The 15,848-nt window shown below is 60.5% G+C and carries 15 protein-coding genes and 1 riboswitch; of the genes, 9 read left to right on the top strand and 6 right to left on the bottom strand.

Annotated elements, in window-relative coordinates; all coding sequences use genetic code 11:
- The first annotated feature begins 194 nt into the window (after positions 1–194).
- From OUZ45_RS16355 to OUZ45_RS16340, 4 genes are all read left to right on the top strand, one after another.
- Positions 195–1,268, top strand: coding sequence for a GPW/gp25 family protein (locus OUZ45_RS16355; protein ID WP_266171216.1), 1,074 nt, complete (start codon positions 195–197; stop codon positions 1,266–1,268).
- A gap of 547 nt (positions 1,269–1,815) precedes the next feature.
- The gene (locus tag OUZ45_RS16350; RefSeq protein WP_266171215.1) at positions 1,816–2,442 is read left to right on the top strand and encodes a dihydrofolate reductase family protein; all 627 of its coding nucleotides are present in this window, start codon (positions 1,816–1,818) and stop codon (positions 2,440–2,442) included.
- Between the two features lie 272 nt (positions 2,443–2,714).
- A riboswitch (S-adenosyl-L-homocysteine riboswitch) is annotated at positions 2,715–2,790 on the top strand.
- A 14-nt stretch (positions 2,791–2,804) separates the two neighbouring features.
- Complete coding sequence (locus tag OUZ45_RS16345; protein ID WP_266171214.1) at positions 2,805–3,677, top strand: ATP-grasp domain-containing protein; 873 nt, start codon at positions 2,805–2,807, stop codon at positions 3,675–3,677.
- Between the two features lie 572 nt (positions 3,678–4,249).
- Entirely contained in the window at positions 4,250–5,935 is a 1,686-nt protein-coding gene (locus OUZ45_RS16340) for a hypothetical protein (RefSeq protein ID WP_266171213.1), read from the top strand.
- 93 nt (positions 5,936–6,028) lie between these two features.
- Here the strand turns inward: OUZ45_RS16340 and OUZ45_RS16335 are convergent, their stop codons facing one another.
- From OUZ45_RS16335 to OUZ45_RS16325, 3 genes are all read right to left on the bottom strand, one after another.
- Complete coding sequence (locus tag OUZ45_RS16335) at positions 6,029–6,496, bottom strand: nucleoside deaminase (protein ID WP_266171212.1); 468 nt, start codon at positions 6,494–6,496, stop codon at positions 6,029–6,031.
- 101 nt (positions 6,497–6,597) lie between these two features.
- Entirely contained in the window at positions 6,598–7,068 is a 471-nt protein-coding gene (cynS, locus tag OUZ45_RS16330) for a cyanase (protein WP_266171210.1), read from the bottom strand.
- Between the two features lie 30 nt (positions 7,069–7,098).
- The gene (locus tag OUZ45_RS16325; RefSeq protein WP_266171209.1) at positions 7,099–7,758 is read right to left on the bottom strand and encodes a carbonic anhydrase; all 660 of its coding nucleotides are present in this window, start codon (positions 7,756–7,758) and stop codon (positions 7,099–7,101) included.
- Between the two features lie 117 nt (positions 7,759–7,875).
- On the opposite strand from OUZ45_RS16325, the gene cynR reads away from it, so the two are divergent.
- On the top strand, positions 7,876–8,772 hold the full coding sequence (gene cynR, locus OUZ45_RS16320) for a transcriptional regulator CynR (RefSeq protein ID WP_266171208.1): 897 nt from the start codon (positions 7,876–7,878) through the stop codon (positions 8,770–8,772).
- 189 nt (positions 8,773–8,961) lie between these two features.
- Positions 8,962–9,978, top strand: a complete 1,017-nt coding sequence (locus OUZ45_RS16315) for a VOC family protein (protein WP_266171207.1) — start codon at positions 8,962–8,964, stop codon at positions 9,976–9,978.
- 12 nt (positions 9,979–9,990) lie between these two features.
- Here OUZ45_RS16315 and OUZ45_RS16310 read toward each other — a convergent pair whose 3' ends face one another.
- The 3 genes from OUZ45_RS16310 to OUZ45_RS16300 are packed head-to-tail and all read right to left on the bottom strand — an operon-like array spanning position 9,991 to position 12,078.
- Positions 9,991–10,821, bottom strand: coding sequence for a helix-turn-helix domain-containing protein (locus tag OUZ45_RS16310; RefSeq protein WP_266171205.1), 831 nt, complete (start codon positions 10,819–10,821; stop codon positions 9,991–9,993).
- 13 nt (positions 10,822–10,834) lie between these two features.
- Positions 10,835–10,960: a hypothetical protein gene (locus OUZ45_RS16305; RefSeq protein WP_266171203.1), complete on the bottom strand. Its 126-nt coding sequence runs from the start codon at positions 10,958–10,960 to the stop codon at positions 10,835–10,837.
- A gap of 38 nt (positions 10,961–10,998) precedes the next feature.
- Positions 10,999–12,078 carry a LacI family DNA-binding transcriptional regulator gene (locus tag OUZ45_RS16300; RefSeq protein WP_266171202.1) on the bottom strand — a complete coding sequence of 360 codons (1,080 nt, stop codon included), beginning with the start codon at positions 12,076–12,078 and terminating at the stop codon, positions 10,999–11,001.
- Positions 12,079–12,433: 355 nt separating this feature from the next.
- Here OUZ45_RS16300 and OUZ45_RS16295 point away from each other — a divergent pair, with 355 nt between their 5' ends.
- The 3 genes from OUZ45_RS16295 (at position 12,434) to OUZ45_RS16285 (ending at position 15,811) form a co-directional block, all read left to right on the top strand.
- Positions 12,434–13,672: a Gfo/Idh/MocA family protein gene (locus OUZ45_RS16295; RefSeq protein WP_266171201.1), complete on the top strand. Its 1,239-nt coding sequence runs from the start codon at positions 12,434–12,436 to the stop codon at positions 13,670–13,672.
- Positions 13,669–14,898: a nucleoside permease gene (locus tag OUZ45_RS16290; RefSeq protein ID WP_266171237.1), complete on the top strand. Its 1,230-nt coding sequence runs from the start codon at positions 13,669–13,671 to the stop codon at positions 14,896–14,898. The genes OUZ45_RS16295 and OUZ45_RS16290 overlap by 4 nt, the downstream gene beginning before the upstream one ends.
- A 91-nt stretch (positions 14,899–14,989) precedes the next feature.
- Positions 14,990–15,811: a sugar phosphate isomerase/epimerase family protein gene (locus tag OUZ45_RS16285; protein WP_266171200.1), complete on the top strand. Its 822-nt coding sequence runs from the start codon at positions 14,990–14,992 to the stop codon at positions 15,809–15,811.
- The last annotated feature ends 37 nt before the right edge of the window (positions 15,812–15,848 follow it).

Raw genomic sequence — 15,848 nt, 5'->3', positions numbered from 1 at the left:
CTGCCTCCAGTACATGGGCTGACAACTAGTTTAGCCCCAAGAAGATACTGTGCCCTCCTCCTGCACTTGATAGCACTGCCACTCACGACCGCTTGCTCGACTCAAAATGGAGAGGTGTCTTGGCAACGAGTAGAGATGAATTTTCGCAAGGAACAAAGGTCGCTCTCGCAATGCGGGCGGGATGTCGATGCTCAATGACCGGCTGCGGCGCACTAACAACGGGCCCGAGCGCCGAAGGGGATGACAAAGTTATCAACGTGGGGGTTGCGGCGCACATTCATGCGGCAGCGCCAGGTGGTCGTCGCTATGACGCCAACATGACGTCAGAGCAACGGACATCCATTAAGAACGGGATCTGGCTGTGCAGCACACACAGCGTCGAAATCGATCGCGACGAGGCGACCTACACGTCAGATCTACTTCTCCGCATGAAGATCGAGCACGAGAGGAGCTGCGCTGAACAGCTGAACGCGATATCCGGGGCGTTCTACAGGCAAGATTTCGTTGCTATCGGACCGTATGTGGTTGGCATAGGTGAATTGACTGCAGTTGAAGAGAATCAATGGACGATTCGAATTAATCAATTTGTAGAGGGCAATCTTCGATCACTGATAACTTATGGGGAGAGCTTTTCATCGTTGCACCGCGACGATCGCTACGTTCTCGTCAACTCTCTCGGGGATGGCCGTCGCTTAAGCCGTGGGCCGACGTGGCGGAAGGACGTAACCTCGGTGGTCTTGATCTGTGAGGTCGAACCAAGTTTCCCCAGGACCGATGCAACTCGCCTGGGAACGACACTTGCAACGAATGATGCCAATGACATTTTCGTTTTTGACGGGGATCTGGCAATGGTTTCGGGTCTCGACGCATTGCCTCAACGAATCAAGGAGGGGCTTTCTATGATGCGGGGTGAATCCCCCTTCCACCCCAGGGCGGGCTCTCGCATCAAGGAGTACTACGACGCCTTCGTAGACACCCCATGGTTTCAACGATGTGTAAAGATGGAGGTCATTCGATTGGCCAGCATTCCCTATCAAGATGATGCTCTCCGAACAGAGTACACCCCTCTCCAAAGTGTTCTTCATGTGGATGACGTGCGCCAGGTCGGCACTGAGCGCGCTGGAAACTGGATCACGTTTCGCTTCCTATTAACCGTATCCGGAATCGGGCAATGGGAGCGTGAGATACCTATCTGCATCCCTCAGGGGAAGGTGCAGCTTCAACCTGAAGCTTGGAGCCACCTGGGTTCCGATCTCACAAATGGCTGAGTTCCCGATCACATCATCGATGTCCGTTTCTGATATCTGCGACTGGCGCGGCGCCGGCGGACACCCTATCCGCCAACGAGGCCTCTGACATCACTCTCTTACCGAGCGACATAGCGAAGACGGCAGTAACTTCCATGCAGGTCATTTCTTCGAGCCCTTCTTCTTATTAATCTTCTTAGCAAGAGCCTTATTTGGCGCGCAAACAAGACTAGAGAAGGGGGCTCTGACCAAGGCATCTACTTCGCCCGGAGTGTAATCAACCTTGAGCCCGTTCCCCTCAATCTTCCACACTGTCAAAGGCCCTTGTCGACGCCATCCAAACAGATACCTTGCTTCCTCGACGCTCCCAGGAATGCCTTGATGCGTGCCCATACGGAAATTTTTCGGACGATTTGTCGAATTCGGTTCCTGCCGTTCGACGTGATAGTGAAAGCCGGCAATGACCCGAAACCTGCCCAGCCGTGGTTCTTTGAGTTTGGCAAAAGCGAGCTGTAGGAACCGATGGATTCGACCCGTCCTTGGGTCGGACTAACGCAAGGAGAAGGCAATGAGAAAGTTGATCCTGACGATGTCTATGTCGCTCGACGGCTTCGTCAGCGGCCCCGAGGGCGACGTCAAATGGATGTTCAGCGGTGACGAAGAGGCCATCGCATGGAAGGTGGAGAACTTGTGGAACGCCAGCCTGCTCATCATGGGCAGCCGCTCCTTTCAGGACATGGCCCCCTTTTGGCCAACGTCCACCATGGTGTTCGCGCCGCCGATGAACCAAATCCCCAAGGCGGTCTTTTCACAACAGGGACCAGCGGTCCTGAAGGCGGCCGCCAAGGGACTCAGTGACGCCCAGGCCCAGGCCGTCGAGACCGAAACCAGGCAGCTTCAACCCGGCGCGGAAAGCTGGGCGGAGGCCTACGTGGCCAGCGGGGACCTGGCCCACGAAATCACCAAGCTGAAGGCTAAGGACGGCAAGCCGATCATCGCCCTTGGAGGCGCCACCTTCGCGCGCAGCCTCATCGCCCAGAACCTGGTCGATGAATTCGTCCTGATGGTCTATCCGATCGCGTTAGGTAAAGGCCTGCCGATCTTCTCCGAACTGCCTGCGGCGAGGCCACTCAAGCTGGTCAGCTCGAAGGCCTTTCCGCGCGGCTCGGTGGCGCAGATCTATCGGCCGGTCTGACCACGTCTAAGAAGGCGTGCGCTCAGCAGGTGGTCGAACCGGTTTTTTGCATAGCCTCTTGAAGCTAAGCAGACATCGGCAGCTCTGGCAGATGACGAAGGAGCCCGGGAACGAACCATCGCCGGGCATCGTTAAGTGCTCACCGCATGGATACGCGCTGCCTCCTTGTGATGAAACGGAACATTGACGGAGTGCTACTGCGTCAGTGAGACTATCCACGCATCGTCAATTCGATGCTTACCCGTTGCGCGCTAATTGATTGTCGCGCAGTCGGAGCTGAGGGGTGCTGCGACGGACCGGATCCGCCACGCTCGGTTTCGATATATCAGACAAGGGCGCCCTCCATCACTGGAGGATTCGCAATGTCTGTCTCTGTCACTCATCGTCTTGCCGTCGCTACGTCCTCAATTGTTCCAGGCATCCACCCAGATGACGCCCACCTGGCGGTCTCGTTGCGACGTCTCGGCATCGAGACCGTCGCCTGCGTCTGGAATGACCCTAACGTGGACTGGTCGCGGTATGACGCCGTGCTGATGCGGTCGACCTGGGATTATTTCAAGCACTACGCTGCCTTCAGCCAATGGTTGGATGGACTGCCCATTCCGACGATCAACAATAAAAAGCTGTTGCGCTGGAATAGCGACAAGCGCTATCTGCCCGAACTGGCAGAACAGGGTGTCGACATCATTCCCACGAAAATCGTATCGGCGAAGGATTTGCGGCAGACGCTGGCCGCGATGCCTGGGCAGGAGATCGTGATCAAGCCAACGATTAGCGGCACGGCTTGGCATACAGCGCGCGGCGTGGTCGGTGATGCGACTTTTGATCAGGCGATCGCGCAACTGCCGAGGGAATTTGAATATCTGGTGCAACCGTTCGTACCCGAAGTGGTCAGCGAGGGCGAGTGGTCCCTGCTGTTTTTCGACGGTGAATACAGTCATGCAGTGATCAAGCGTCCGACGGCTGGCGATTACCGAGTGCAGGCCGAGTTCGGCGGCACCGCCGAAGCCGTCGATCCTGATGCGACTCTTATCGCAAGCGCGAAACAGGCCCTCTCAGCCGTGGCTGCAATAGGCCACGCCGACATTGCCTACGCGCGCGTGGACGGCGTGATCTCCCAGGGGAGCTTCCTATTGATGGAGCTGGAAATGATCGAGCCCTTCCTGCATCTCGGGGCTCGGCCGGAAACAGCGGAGCGTTTTGCTGGCCATTTGCAAAAGCGATTGGCAGTCTAGCTTCGCCCCACCCATTCATCGAGACGTCTCTTGCGCCACGGACGGCGAAACGACCATCTCCGAATATCCGCCTGGGTCGAAAACGGACGCATAGACTCCCCTGGCGGACCGAGGTCAGCTACCGCTTCCATCACCGCAATGAAAACCTTAAGCCTCCATTCTTAAGGCTTCTTCGGCAGCATCGATTCAAGCATCGCGGCCCACCTGTCCCGGAAAGCTCAGGAATGACCTTCTTTTGGAACGAGGCGACCCTGGCCTTATGGACGATGGCGACCTTTTGCCAATGCGCCTATCGTGTGCAAGCGCACATATCAAATATGCGTACTTGCGCGGACGCTCATCGGCGCGACCGATATCAGCGTTCTACCGGGGGCGCGGTCACCTAGTGAAATAAACAGGAGACCCATGTTATGAAGACTCGACTACTCATCGCAGTGTCGGTCATGGCGTTCGCCACGTGCGCCTTGGGAGCGTCCCCAACCACCCTCGTATTGCAACGAGGGGGCACCACGGTACCAACCACCACACTCCTTGGGGGGGCGCCACTGACAAGTCTGGAGCTGGATCCGGCAATGACCGCCGGGGATGCCGATTCGGGCAATGGCCTCGGACCTCAGCCCATCGTGAATCGCAGCGTTGCCCACGGGCACGCCGGCAGCAGCAGGATGGGGAATGCCAACCGTGCCAAGTCGAGGCCCGAACTCCTTGGTGGCTTCGATGGCCTCAATTTCCACGACCAGCGTTTCGCCAATGGCGGCAATCAGTTCTCGGTGGAGCCGCCCGATCAAGGGCTGTGCGCTGGCAACGGATTCATCATGGAAAGCGTCAACGACGTATTGGCGATCTATAGCAGCGCCGGCAACAAACTCGTCGGACCTGTCGCTCTCAACTCTTTCTACGGCTACGCTGCGGCGATCAATCGCAGCACGGGTGCGATCGGACCGGAACTCACCGACCCTTCCTGTTACTACGATGCAGGCACGCAGCGTTGGTTCCAGGTGGTGTTGACGCTTGATCGTATTGGCACGACGTCGGCCCTGGCCGGCACCAATCACCTGGACATCGCGGTCAGTCAGACCGCCGATCCCACCGGTGCCTGGAACATCTACCACTTGCCGGTGCAGAACAACGGCACGCAAGGCACCCCGGATCACCACTGTACGGGCGGGTTCTGTCTGGGCGACTACCCCCACATCGGCGCTGATGCCCATGCGATCTTCCTGACCACCAACGAGTTCGAATTGTTCGGTCCAGGTTTTATCGGCGCGCAGATTTACGTCATCTCCAAGCAGGCACTGGCGTCGGGCGCCGCGTCAGCGAATGTGGTGCTGTTCAACGGTGGCGATCCGAGCATTCCCGCGCCCGCGTTCACCGTCATACCGGCCATCTCGTCCGGTGGGTCGTATGCCGGTAGGCATGGTGGAACCGAATACCTCCTCAGTTCGGACGCCGTGTTCTACAACTCGGGTACGTCGACCACCGTCTGGCTGTGGTCGGTGTCGAATACGCGAGCTATCGACACCATGCCCGCGGCCGTGACGCTGAACGTCTCGCCGCTGACTGTGCAGCAATATGCGGTACCGAGCAGTCTGGCCCATCAGAAGCCAGGCAGTACGCCTTTGCTGGACTGCTTTGCCACGCCCAGCTGTGTATCGCTCCTCGGCTACCCGAGTTTCGTCTACCCCGGGCCGCGCGACTTGGCAGTGAATGACTCGCGCATGGAGCAGGTGAGCTACGCCAACGGCAAGCTCTGGGGGACATTGGATACCGATGTCTTGCTGAGCGACGGCAGCCATGGTTCGGGCATCAACTACTTCGTCATCGATCCAAACTCCAGCGGCATCTTTGCCAACGGAACGCTGGCCCTGCCCGATGCGAATCTGACCTACGGCGCAGCGGCTGTCACGCAAAGCGGACGCGGTGTTATCGCGTTCACTGTGGTTGGCCCCTCCGACTATCCAAGCGCTGGCTACGCCAGCCTGGATGCGAAGATCGGTGCCGGCGAGGTCCATATCGCCGCGGCGGGCGCAGGCCCCTGGGACGGCTTTACCGGCATCCCCTACCTTGGTGGCGGTCGGCCGCGCTGGGGCGACTATGGCGCGGCTTCGGCGGACGGCAACACGATCTGGATCGCATCGGAGTACATCGCGCAGACATGCACCCTGGCCCAATACTTGACCGCCCCGCGGTTCCAGTGCGGTGGTACACGCGGTGCACTGGGCAACTGGGCGACGCGTATCTCGGCTATTGGACTCTGAGCCCTCGGCAAAGCGTCAGGCAACGGGCGCGGTGGGGAGTACTCCATCGCTTCCGTTTCGCTCTTGAAACGGAAGCGACGAATAGCCGATACGTCACCCGGCGTTCAACGCCTTCCAACGCTCGTACACCTTGATCGCCGCGTCGTCCTTGCGCTGAACCATGGGCAGGCGACGCTCGCCCATGGGCTTGCTGTACTCGGCGTAGAACGAGTCCAGCTCGAAGTACTTGCGATCGTCCTTGTAGAAGGGCGCGTAGTCTTCGCGGGTCGTGATGTAGATGACCTGACGGGGGCTGCAGTAGTACAGCGAGCCCAGGCACATCGGGCACGGGCTTGCGAGGATGTAGATATCGCAGTCCGTCAGGTGCTCGGTTCCCAGCTTTTTGCATGCTTCGCGAATGGCCAGGATTTCCGCATGCGCGGTCGGGTCCTTGGTCTGGGCCACCCGGTTCGGACTCTCGGCGATCACTTCGCCGTCGCGAACAATCACGGTGGCAAACGGACGCCCACCCTCCTCCACGTTCTTCATGGCGAGATCGATGGTGCGCTTGACAAAATCCATGGAGAAAATCTCCTCAGGCTTACATTAAGTGGGCCGACAACCGTCCACGGGCTGACGGAAGCTGGCGCGCGGCGCCAGCTATCCGCCAGCTGCAACGGGATTCAGAACGGTTTGGTCGGAAGGTACTTGCCGTCCATGGTGATCACAGCGCGCGAGCCGCCCTCGGGATCGTCGACCTTCTTGATGTCGAGCTTGAAGTTGATGGCGCTGATGATGCCGTCGCCGAACTTCTCGTGAACCAACGCCTTGAGCGTGGTGCCGTACACCTGCAGCATTTCGTAGAACCGATAAATGGTCGGGTCGGTCGGCACACGGTCGGCGATGCTGCCGCGTACTGGAATGGATTGCAGCAGTGCCTCGGCGTCCTCATCGAGGCCCAGCTTGGCGGCAACGACCTTCGCGGCATCGGAGGGCAGTGCGTGCTGGCCCAGCAGGGCCGCGGTGACGAACGCCAGGCTTAAGCCGGTGCCATCGGCGATCTGCTCGAACGACAAATCCTTCTTGCTTTTGGCGGCAATGACGGCTTCGGAGAGCGCCTGACGGACGGATGGGCTGTATTGCGATTGGATCATGTGAATTGCACTCCAGGTTGAGGATGTGGGTTACGCCGCGGCGGCAAGCCGGGCGGGGGTAGCGCGGACGCGGGGATGGTCCGCGAGAGAAACGAAGGTGTGGGTGGTCCCATCGAGGGCATCGATCGAACCGGTTTCGATGTCGTAGACCCAGCCATGCAAGGACAAACGTCCTTCTTCGAGCGCGAGGCGTACGGACGGGTGCGTCTTGATGTTGGCCAGTTGGGCGATGACGTTTTCGCGAACCATGGCCTGGACCCGTTCGACCGGGCTCTTGTGTTGGCGTGCTTCGTTGACGACTCGCGCGGAGTCCGCGTAGCGCAGCCAGCTGCCCACGGCCGGCATGTGATCGAGGCACTTGCAGGTGGCGATGGCCGTCATCGCGCCGCAGTCCGAATGACCACAGATCACGATGTCCGTCACGCGAAGTGCTGCCACGGCGTATTCGACCGAAGCGGAAACGCCACCCGGCTCCGGCCCATAGGACGGCACGATGTTTCCCGCGTTGCGGATCACGAACAGATCTCCGGGTTCGCGCTGGGTAACGAGTTCCGGCACCAGCCGGCTATCCGAGCACGAAATGAACAAGGCGCGAGGGGCCTGCTGGTTGGCCAGCTCCCGGAAGAGCTCCACGCGCTTCGGAAACGCATCGCGCTGGAACTTCAGAAAACCTTCAATGATGTCTTTCATGCTGCATCCTCCGGGGTGCCACGTGGGCCGATGGAGGACAAAGTACGCGCCGAATCACATAAGGTAAAAGACTGATTTACTATGCACTCCATAGGTCCAGCTTATGGAGACAACGACATGCTGCTACGTCACATCAACTATTTCCTGGCGGTCGCCAAGCACAACAGCTTCACGCGGGCTGCCTCGGCACTGCATGTCTCGCAGCCGGCGTTGTCGCAACAAATCAAGCAGCTCGAAGAGACGTTTGGGGTGCCGCTGTTCGACCGCACAGGTCGAGTCACACGCCTGACCGACGCGGGCGAGGTCTATCTACGCTATGCGCATCGCGCCCTGCAGGATCTCGAAGCGGGGAAACGCGCCATTCACGACGTCCAGGCATTGAGCCGCGGCACGTTGCGCATCGCCATGACGCCCACGTTCACGTCCTACCTCGTCGGTCCGCTGGTAGCGTCGTTCCACCGCCGCTATCCGAACATCACCTTGACCGTGCGGGAAATGCCACAGGAACGCATGGAAGAACGGCTGAACGATGACGAGCTGGACGTAGGTATCGCGTTCGACGAGGTGAGATCGCCCGATATCGAAACCCAGCCTCTGCTCGTGGAAACCCTGGCCCTCGTTGTCGGCAGAGAGCATCCCCATGCACGGAAACGCTCCATCGGACTTCAAGCGCTGAACAACGAATCTCTGGTGCTGTTGTCAGGGGAGTTCGCGACGCGCGAACAGATCGAACGATACTGCCGACAGCATGCGATTCAGCCGCACGTTGCGATCGAGGCCAATTCGATCAATGCGGTGATCGAGATAGTCCGCTGTACCAGCCTGTCGACCTTGTTGCCGGCGGCGATCGCACGCCAAAGCGACGACCTCCATGCGGTCGCACTCAACCCTACCCTGCTCGAACGGACGGCAGCATTGCTGGTCCGGAAAGGCGCTTATCACAGTGCAGCCACTCGGGCTTTTGTCGATCTCGCGCGCGAAGGACATCGCGCAAACAGCGCAAAGAGGAAGTGATGCCCCACCCGGAATGCGAGCGGGATCGGGAAGAAATACGGCCCCTACCTTGGCGCCATGCTGGACAGCGGCGAGCTACCGATCGCTTGGCGCCATAACCTCTGAGGTTATTGCCCGCGTCCGATGTCCACGCAAGCATGCGTGGACATCCCCAAGCCTCACTTGCCTATCCAACGGAGTAAACGCGCTGTGCGATCCGTCGTTCTGTTGTCCGCATTGATACTGATCTTCGGCCTGAGTCAGCCTGCCGCTGGCGCGCCGGAACCGCTCGATGGCACGAGTTCGCTCGACCATGTCCTGCTGTGGGGTCATGACATCGACCGGACCACCGCGATCCTGACCGTCAAACTCGGTTTCCAGGTCAGGCCGGGGCGAAATCCCGGCGGCGTGGCCAATCGCTATGTCCGAATGTCCGATCTCAGCTATCTCGAACTGTTAGGTATCACACGGCCGAACCCGGAGATGGACCCCGGCATGCTCGCGGACCAGGCCATGTTGCACGGCGGCCCAGGCGCCCGGACCGTTGGCCTCCGCTCCTCTGCGCTCGATCAGGTCCGCACGCTGTTGCAGCAACGGGGCCTGAATCCCACTGCTGTCTTCTCCGCCTCGCCCACCGACCCGGACGGTGCCGGCCCCTCCAAGCCTCCGCGCTGGCGTCTTTTCGCCTTCGAGCGCCAGCCACTCTCCAGCAACCTGTTCTTCATCGACTACGCACACGTCGATGCCACACCAGCGCGCCTGGCGGACGAACAGATCGCGCGCGAACACCCGAACAGCGCGCGTGAAGTCTCCGCGTTCTGGCTGCTCTCGGCGGATGCCGACGCGGATCGCAAGCAATTCGAGCGGATGGGATTTGCCGGCGCGACGCCGGCTCATATTTCGCAGATATCGGCGCGCGGATATTCGATACCGGCGGGGCAGAAACGGATCTTTGTGCTTCAACCGGATGGTCCTGGTATCGCTGCCGATGCGTTGCGTAAAGGTGGCCCGCAGGTGCTCGGGATCAGCATGGGCGTTGTCGACCTCGACAGAGCCAAACGGCTGGTAGAACGCGGCTACGACAAAGAGCTCGCCGGCTATAGCGGCTCGCTAGGCCCATCCTTTCTGGCGCCGACGCAGGATGATCTGGGACTGCTGATCGAATTTCACGCTTTGCCCAAGGGTGCTGTCGAGAACGCACGCGTCGCTACGTCATCCAGTAACTGACCGCATGCAACGCTAATCAGGAGCGCGCGAAAGCCGCGCGCACACGGCAGCCGTATGGTCATCCGCCGGAAACGCACATTCGATCCGCAGCTCATCGAGCGTCACGTCGCGAGGCATCGAGAAGGTCGTAATCGTCTCGAAGAAACGCAGCTCACCTTCGCTGCTGCGAAAAACAAGCGTGAGCACGGGAGCAGGCTCGTTCTTCAAATCACGAAAGCGCCAATGCGCCGGCACGTCGGGGTACCGCAACACCGCATCCAGGAGTTTCTGCGCCATCGGATCGGACGGAACAACGGCCAGTTGCTCGTGCAGATGGTGAATGAACTTCTCCGCGACTTCCGGCCAGTTGACGATGACAGAGCGGAAGTCATCCGGATCGAACACCTGGTGCAACAAATTGGCGTGCGGGCTCGCGCGCCCACCCATCAAAAGGTGATTGACCCTGAGCGCCGCCTGGTTGGCCATCAACACATTCCAGTGCCGATCGAGCACAAAAGCGGGATAAGGTTCCTGATGGGCGATGATCAGCTCGATCGCATGCCGCATCCGATCGAGTGCGGGCGTGGCGAGTGGATTCTCCGAGTACTCCGGAGCATAGCCACCCGCGAGAAGCAGCGCGTTGCGCTCGCGCAGAGGCATTTTGAGGGCCCTGGCCAGGCGGCAGACCATCTCGCGACTCGCTTGCGCCTTGCCTGTTTCGACGTAGCTCAGATGCCGCGTCGACATGCCCGACTGCAAGGCGAGTTCGAGCTGGCTCATTCGCCTTGCGGCCCTCCATTCGCGCAATAGAGCACCGATGGGCGGGTGCGGTGAACGTGCGCTCTCTTGCCTTGAGGAATTCATCGCGAATGCACCCTTACAACGGCAATGCCGTGATCTTCTTCACCGTGCGCAACGCCAGCGTCGATTGCACGCGCACCACGCCGGACAGCTGGGTCAGGATGTCGGTGTGGATGCGTTCGAAGTCGGCGGCATCCGCCAAGTTGAGCCAAGACAGGGGGGCCGGCCCGGGACGACTCGCTACCCACGCTTAGACGCACGCGCCGCAGTCGAGCCGCGCACTACCAGATCGGCTGACAACACGCGCTTGCGCGGTGGTACCTCCGGGTCATTGAGCAGCTCGATCATCATGGTCATGGCTTCTCGCCCCAGCGCGTTCTTCGGCTGGGCGACGGTCGTCAGCGGCGGCGAGGTGTAGCGTGCGAAACGGATGTCGTCGAAACCGACCACCGAAATATCCTCTGGCACGCGCAACCCGTGTGAACTCAGTGCGCGCATCGCGCCGATCGCCATTTCGTCGTTGGAACAAAACACCGCGCTGAACGACTGCCCCTGCGACAGAAGCAGTTCGATCGCGCGCTCACCCGCCTCGATCGAAAAATCGCCAACGGTGGTTAGCGCGGGATTGGCGCGAATCTTCGCCCGCTGAAGCGCGAGCTGGTAACCCTGTTCGCGGTCCACGCATATCGGGCTCGACGGCGGACCGGCGATGAAGGCGATGTCGCGGTGGCCCAGCATGATCAGATAGTCGACCGCGACGCCCGCCGCGGCCACATTGTCGATATAGACGCTGGAAATCTCGCTGTCCTTGACATACTCGCACGCATTGACCACGGGCAGGCGGCCATCGATCGGAATCGCCGGCACACGATGCGACATAGTGATGATGCCGTCGGCCTGCCGTGCCGCGACCATATCGGCATAAGCCTGCTCGCGCACGAGGCTGCTCTGGGTCTCACCCAGCAGTACCGAATAACCGTTCTCATACGCGACCTGCTCGATGCCGCGGATCACTTCGGAGAAAAAGGGATTGGCGATGTCGGGGAGTAAGGCGACGATCAGGCGCGTACGCGCCGTGCGCAGATTGCGCGCCAATGCGTTGGGTGTGTAGCCCAGGCGCTTGACGACCTCGTGTATGCGCAGGCGCGTCGCTTCGCTGACGATCTCTGGCCGCTGCAAGGCGCGCGACACGGTAGCCACCGAAACCTTCGCGATGGCGGCAATCTCCTTGACCGTCCTGACACGGCTCTGCTGCGGCGCAGCTTTCAAACGCTTGCCTTTGGCGCCCTGCCCTTTGCCCTTGGATCCCGCTGTACTCACCCGCTTCAGACTCCCTCATCACAGCTGTGGTCTGGACGATACCACCCGCACCCGTCGGACACGCGCCTTACGAACGCGATATCCAAGCCGTCACCCTCATACCAATTTGTGCAATGCAATGTAATGGATTACATGAAATTGTTGCATCGACAATTTCCCATATGCTACATAACTTGCCACGTTTTTAGGCACTATCCGCTCGGGCACTCACCATACGTAATCGCGCTCTTCATGGATTGAGCTTAAATGCCTTACTTTACGCGAATGTAATCGAATACATTTTCCAATGACAGCGGTGCATCGGAGGGGAAGTGACAGGCCAGTCCGCAAAACTCCCCTTCGGGGAGACGACCCGATGAAGAAACTCGGCATGGGGCTCGTCGGTCCCGGCTTCATCGCCGCACATCACCTCGATGCAGTACGCCGCCTGGGTGACGTCGAGATCATCGGCATCGCCGGCTCCAGCCTCGATTCCGCGAAAAAAAGAGCGCGGGAACTCAACGCCGGGCGCGCCTACGCGAGCTATCAGGAACTGCTGGCCGACCCCGCCGTGCAGGTAGTTCACAACACCACGCCCAATTACCTGCATAAGGAAGTCTCCTTGGCAGTGCTGCGTGCCGGCAAGCATGTGATTTCAGACAAGCCGCTGGCGAGCAACGTGCAGGAAAGCCGCGGGCTTTACAAAGCCGCGCGCGATGCCGGCGTGGCGCATGTCGTTACTTTCAATTACCGCAGCCACGCACTCGTGCAGCAGGCGCGCGCCATGATCGCCAAGGGCAAACTCGGCGCACCGGTGTTCGTGCATGGTTGTTATCTGCAGGACTGGCTGACGGACGACCAGACTTATTCGTGGCGTCTTGATCCGAAGCTTGGCGGCGCCAGTTCCGCGCTCGGCGACATAGGCTCGCACTGGTGCGATCTCGCCGAGCACGTCACCGGCGCGCGGATCACGGCGGTACTAGCCGACTTGCATACCGCCGTGCCCATCCGCCATGCGCCAGCCGAGTCGACCAAAGCCTTCGCCAAGTCGAAGTCAGCGCAGCGGCGCAAGGTCGAGATCACCAGTGAAGATCTGGCCAGTGTGCTTTTGCGTTTCGACAACGGTGCCCGCGGTTGCGTCACGGTGGGTCAGGTGCTTCCCGGCCACAAGAACGACCTGCGCCTGGAAGTGAGCGGCCGCCTCGCCTCCCTGGCGTGGCGGCAGGAACAACCCAACGAACTGTGGATCGGTCATCACGCGCAGCCCAACACCTTGCTATCGAGAGACCCGGCACTGCTGGATCCTTCCGCGCGCGGCTATGCGCATTTGCCAGCGGGCCATCCGGAAGCCTGGAGCGACGCTTTCCGCAACCTGATGGCCGACGCCTATGCGTGGATACGCCGCGGCGGCACACCGGAAACGAAGCCCGCCGCCTTGCCGACTTTCGCCGACGGTTATCGCAACAGCCTTCTGGTCGACGCCATGCTCAAGAGCCACGCCGCGGGTGGCGTATGGCAGAGCGTCGAGGATCATATCGTCGAACATCGGCTCCTCGAACATCGGCTCGAACCGAAACTCAACGGGCCAAAACAAAGAAGGGGAACGCGGGGATGAAATGGCGCCTTAGGTTGATGATGCTGTTCGAGTACGCGATCTGGGGCGCATGGTACGTCACGGTCGGAACGTGGCTGGGCAAGACGCTGCATTTCAGCGGCCAGGAGATCGGCGCTATCGCGGGCACCACGGCGATCGGAGCCATGATCTCGCCGCTGTTCGTCGGACTGCTCGCTGATCGCCTGTTCGATACACGCCGCGTGCTGGTCGCCTTGCACGCCCTCGGTGCGGTATTGCTGCTCATCGCTGCACAACAGCGTTCGTTCCCGGTGCTGTATGCCGCGTTGCTGGCTTACAGCCTCTGCTATATGCCGACCCTGGCGCTGACCACCTCGCTCGCGATGCGGCATATCAAGGATCCGCAGGAGGAATTCGGCGCCATCCGTGTGTTCGGCACGATCGGCTGGATCGTGGTTGGCCTGGTCGTCGGCGCCTGGGGGGTGGAAGCCACTGCATCGCCCCTGCACCTGGCCGCCGCACTCTCGGTCGTCATGGCGGGCTATTGCTTCACCCTGCCCCCGACGCCGCCACTCGCGCGCAACCAGCGTTTCGAATTGCGCCATGCGCTGCCTCTTGAATCCCTGCACCTGCTGCGCGACCGCTCGATGGCGGTGTTCGCCCTCGCCTCCTTCCTGATCTGCATTCCGCTGCAGTTCTATTACGCCTTCACCAACCTGTTCCTCAACGAAATCGGCGTCGTCAACGCCGCAGGCAAGATGACCGGCGGACAGATGTCAGAGATTCTCTGCATGCTGCTTATCCCCTGGTTCTTCCGGCGCCTGGGCGTGAAGTACATGCTCGCGGTCGGCATGCTGGCCTGGGTGTTGCGCTACGCCATGTTCGCCTTCGGCGGCACCGGCGAGCTGATGTGGATGCTCTGGCTCGGCATCATCCTGCACGGCATCTGCTTCGACTTCTTCTTCGTCGTCGGCCAGATCTATATCGACCGGGAGGCGCCGTCTGCTCTGCGCGCGGCGACCCAGGGGCTGATTACGTTCCTGACCTACGGCCTCGGCATGTTCGTCGGTTCCTGGATGTCAGGGCTGATCGTGGACACCTATGCCGCGACGGGCATCCACGACTGGCGCGCGATCTGGCTGATCGCCGGCGCTTGCGCCGCGCTCGTCCTTGTGCTGTTCGTACTGATGTTCAAGGACCGCAAAAGCACCGTCGGCAGTGCCGTCCCCGTACCGACTGATGCCCCACCGTCCCCAGCCTCCACCTGACCGCCCGAGAAAAACCGACATGATGATGACTCGCAGGCAGTTTCTTGCTCGATCCGCGTTTTGCGGCACCGCCGCGTGGCTGGCAACCAGCATGCCCGGAAAAATTCTGGCGGCTTCCGCGCAAGGCAAGCCGCTCGGCATCCAGCTTTACATGGTGCTCAAGGCGTACCAGGACGACCCGGCCGGCGCGCTCAAGACACTCAAGACCATCGGCTATACCGAAATCGAGGCCATCATCACCAGCACCGCCAAGACCCTGCGCGATCAATTGAACGCCGCCGGCCTGGGTTGCCCGAGCCTGCACGTCGACAGTCTCGGTGTCGACCCCGGCATCGAAGCCGCACACACGCTCGGTGCGCAGTACGTGGTCAGCAGCATGCTGCCTTCGATCATGCAGAAGGAGCAGGCCGCCAAGGGAAAGAACGCGCCGGAACCGACCTACTCCCTCGACGAGGCCAAGCGCACGGCGGAGTACGCCAACCAGCTCGGCGAAAAAGCCAAGAAGGCCGGTCTGCAATACGCCTACCACAATCATCATCTGGAATTTACCGACGTCGGCAACGGGCAGACCTTCTACGACGTGCTGCTCAAGGAAACCGATCCGCACCTGGTCAAGTTCGAACTCGATTGCGGCTGGGTCCATGTGGGCGGCAAGAATCCGGCCGACTACTTCAAGGCGAATCCCGGCCGCATTCCGTTGATGCATGCCAAGGATTTCCTGCTTCCCGCCGTGGGCAAGGAGTATCCGGGCGCCGAACTCGGGCGCGGCACGATCGACTACAAACCGGTCATGGCGGCGGCGGATCGCGCCGGATTGAAACATTGCTTTGTCGAGCAGGAAGGCCCCTTCGCGCGCATGAGCCAGCTCGACGCGGCGCGTGTCGACTACGCCTACCTGCGTCCGCTGCGCTGACCCGCACGCTTTCCTATTGATCGTGACCTCGTCTCAA

This window comes from Dyella subtropica, from assembly GCF_026283965.1.
Lineage (GTDB): Bacteria > Pseudomonadota > Gammaproteobacteria > Xanthomonadales > Rhodanobacteraceae > Dyella_D > Dyella_D subtropica.
This window is presented reverse-complemented; position numbering and strand designations above follow the sequence as displayed.

Excerpts from the sequence above, each read along its gene's own strand:
- OUZ45_RS16345 (WP_266171214.1), top strand. The coding sequence starts at position 2,805 with ATGTCTGTCTCTGTCACTCATCGTCTTGCCGTCGCTACGTCCTCAATT.
- OUZ45_RS16340 (WP_266171213.1), top strand. The coding sequence starts at position 4,250 with ATGACCGCCGGGGATGCCGATTCGGGCAATGGCCTCGGACCTCAGCCC.
- OUZ45_RS16290 (WP_266171237.1), top strand. The coding sequence starts at position 13,669 with ATGAAATGGCGCCTTAGGTTGATGATGCTGTTCGAGTACGCGATCTGG.
- OUZ45_RS16295 (WP_266171201.1), top strand. The coding sequence starts at position 12,434 with ATGAAGAAACTCGGCATGGGGCTCGTCGGTCCCGGCTTCATCGCCGCA.
- OUZ45_RS16310 (WP_266171205.1), bottom strand. The coding sequence starts at position 10,821 with ATGAATTCCTCAAGGCAAGAGAGCGCACGTTCACCGCACCCGCCCATC.
- OUZ45_RS16325 (WP_266171209.1), bottom strand. The coding sequence starts at position 7,758 with ATGAAAGACATCATTGAAGGTTTTCTGAAGTTCCAGCGCGATGCGTTT.
- cynS (WP_266171210.1), bottom strand. The coding sequence starts at position 7,068 with ATGATCCAATCGCAATACAGCCCATCCGTCCGTCAGGCGCTCTCCGAA.
- OUZ45_RS16285 (WP_266171200.1), top strand. The coding sequence starts at position 14,990 with ATGCCCGGAAAAATTCTGGCGGCTTCCGCGCAAGGCAAGCCGCTCGGC.
- OUZ45_RS16355 (WP_266171216.1), top strand. The coding sequence starts at position 195 with ATGACCGGCTGCGGCGCACTAACAACGGGCCCGAGCGCCGAAGGGGAT.
- cynR (WP_266171208.1), top strand. The coding sequence starts at position 7,876 with ATGCTGCTACGTCACATCAACTATTTCCTGGCGGTCGCCAAGCACAAC.
- OUZ45_RS16350 (WP_266171215.1), top strand. The coding sequence starts at position 1,816 with ATGAGAAAGTTGATCCTGACGATGTCTATGTCGCTCGACGGCTTCGTC.
- OUZ45_RS16335 (WP_266171212.1), bottom strand. The coding sequence starts at position 6,496 with ATGGATTTTGTCAAGCGCACCATCGATCTCGCCATGAAGAACGTGGAG.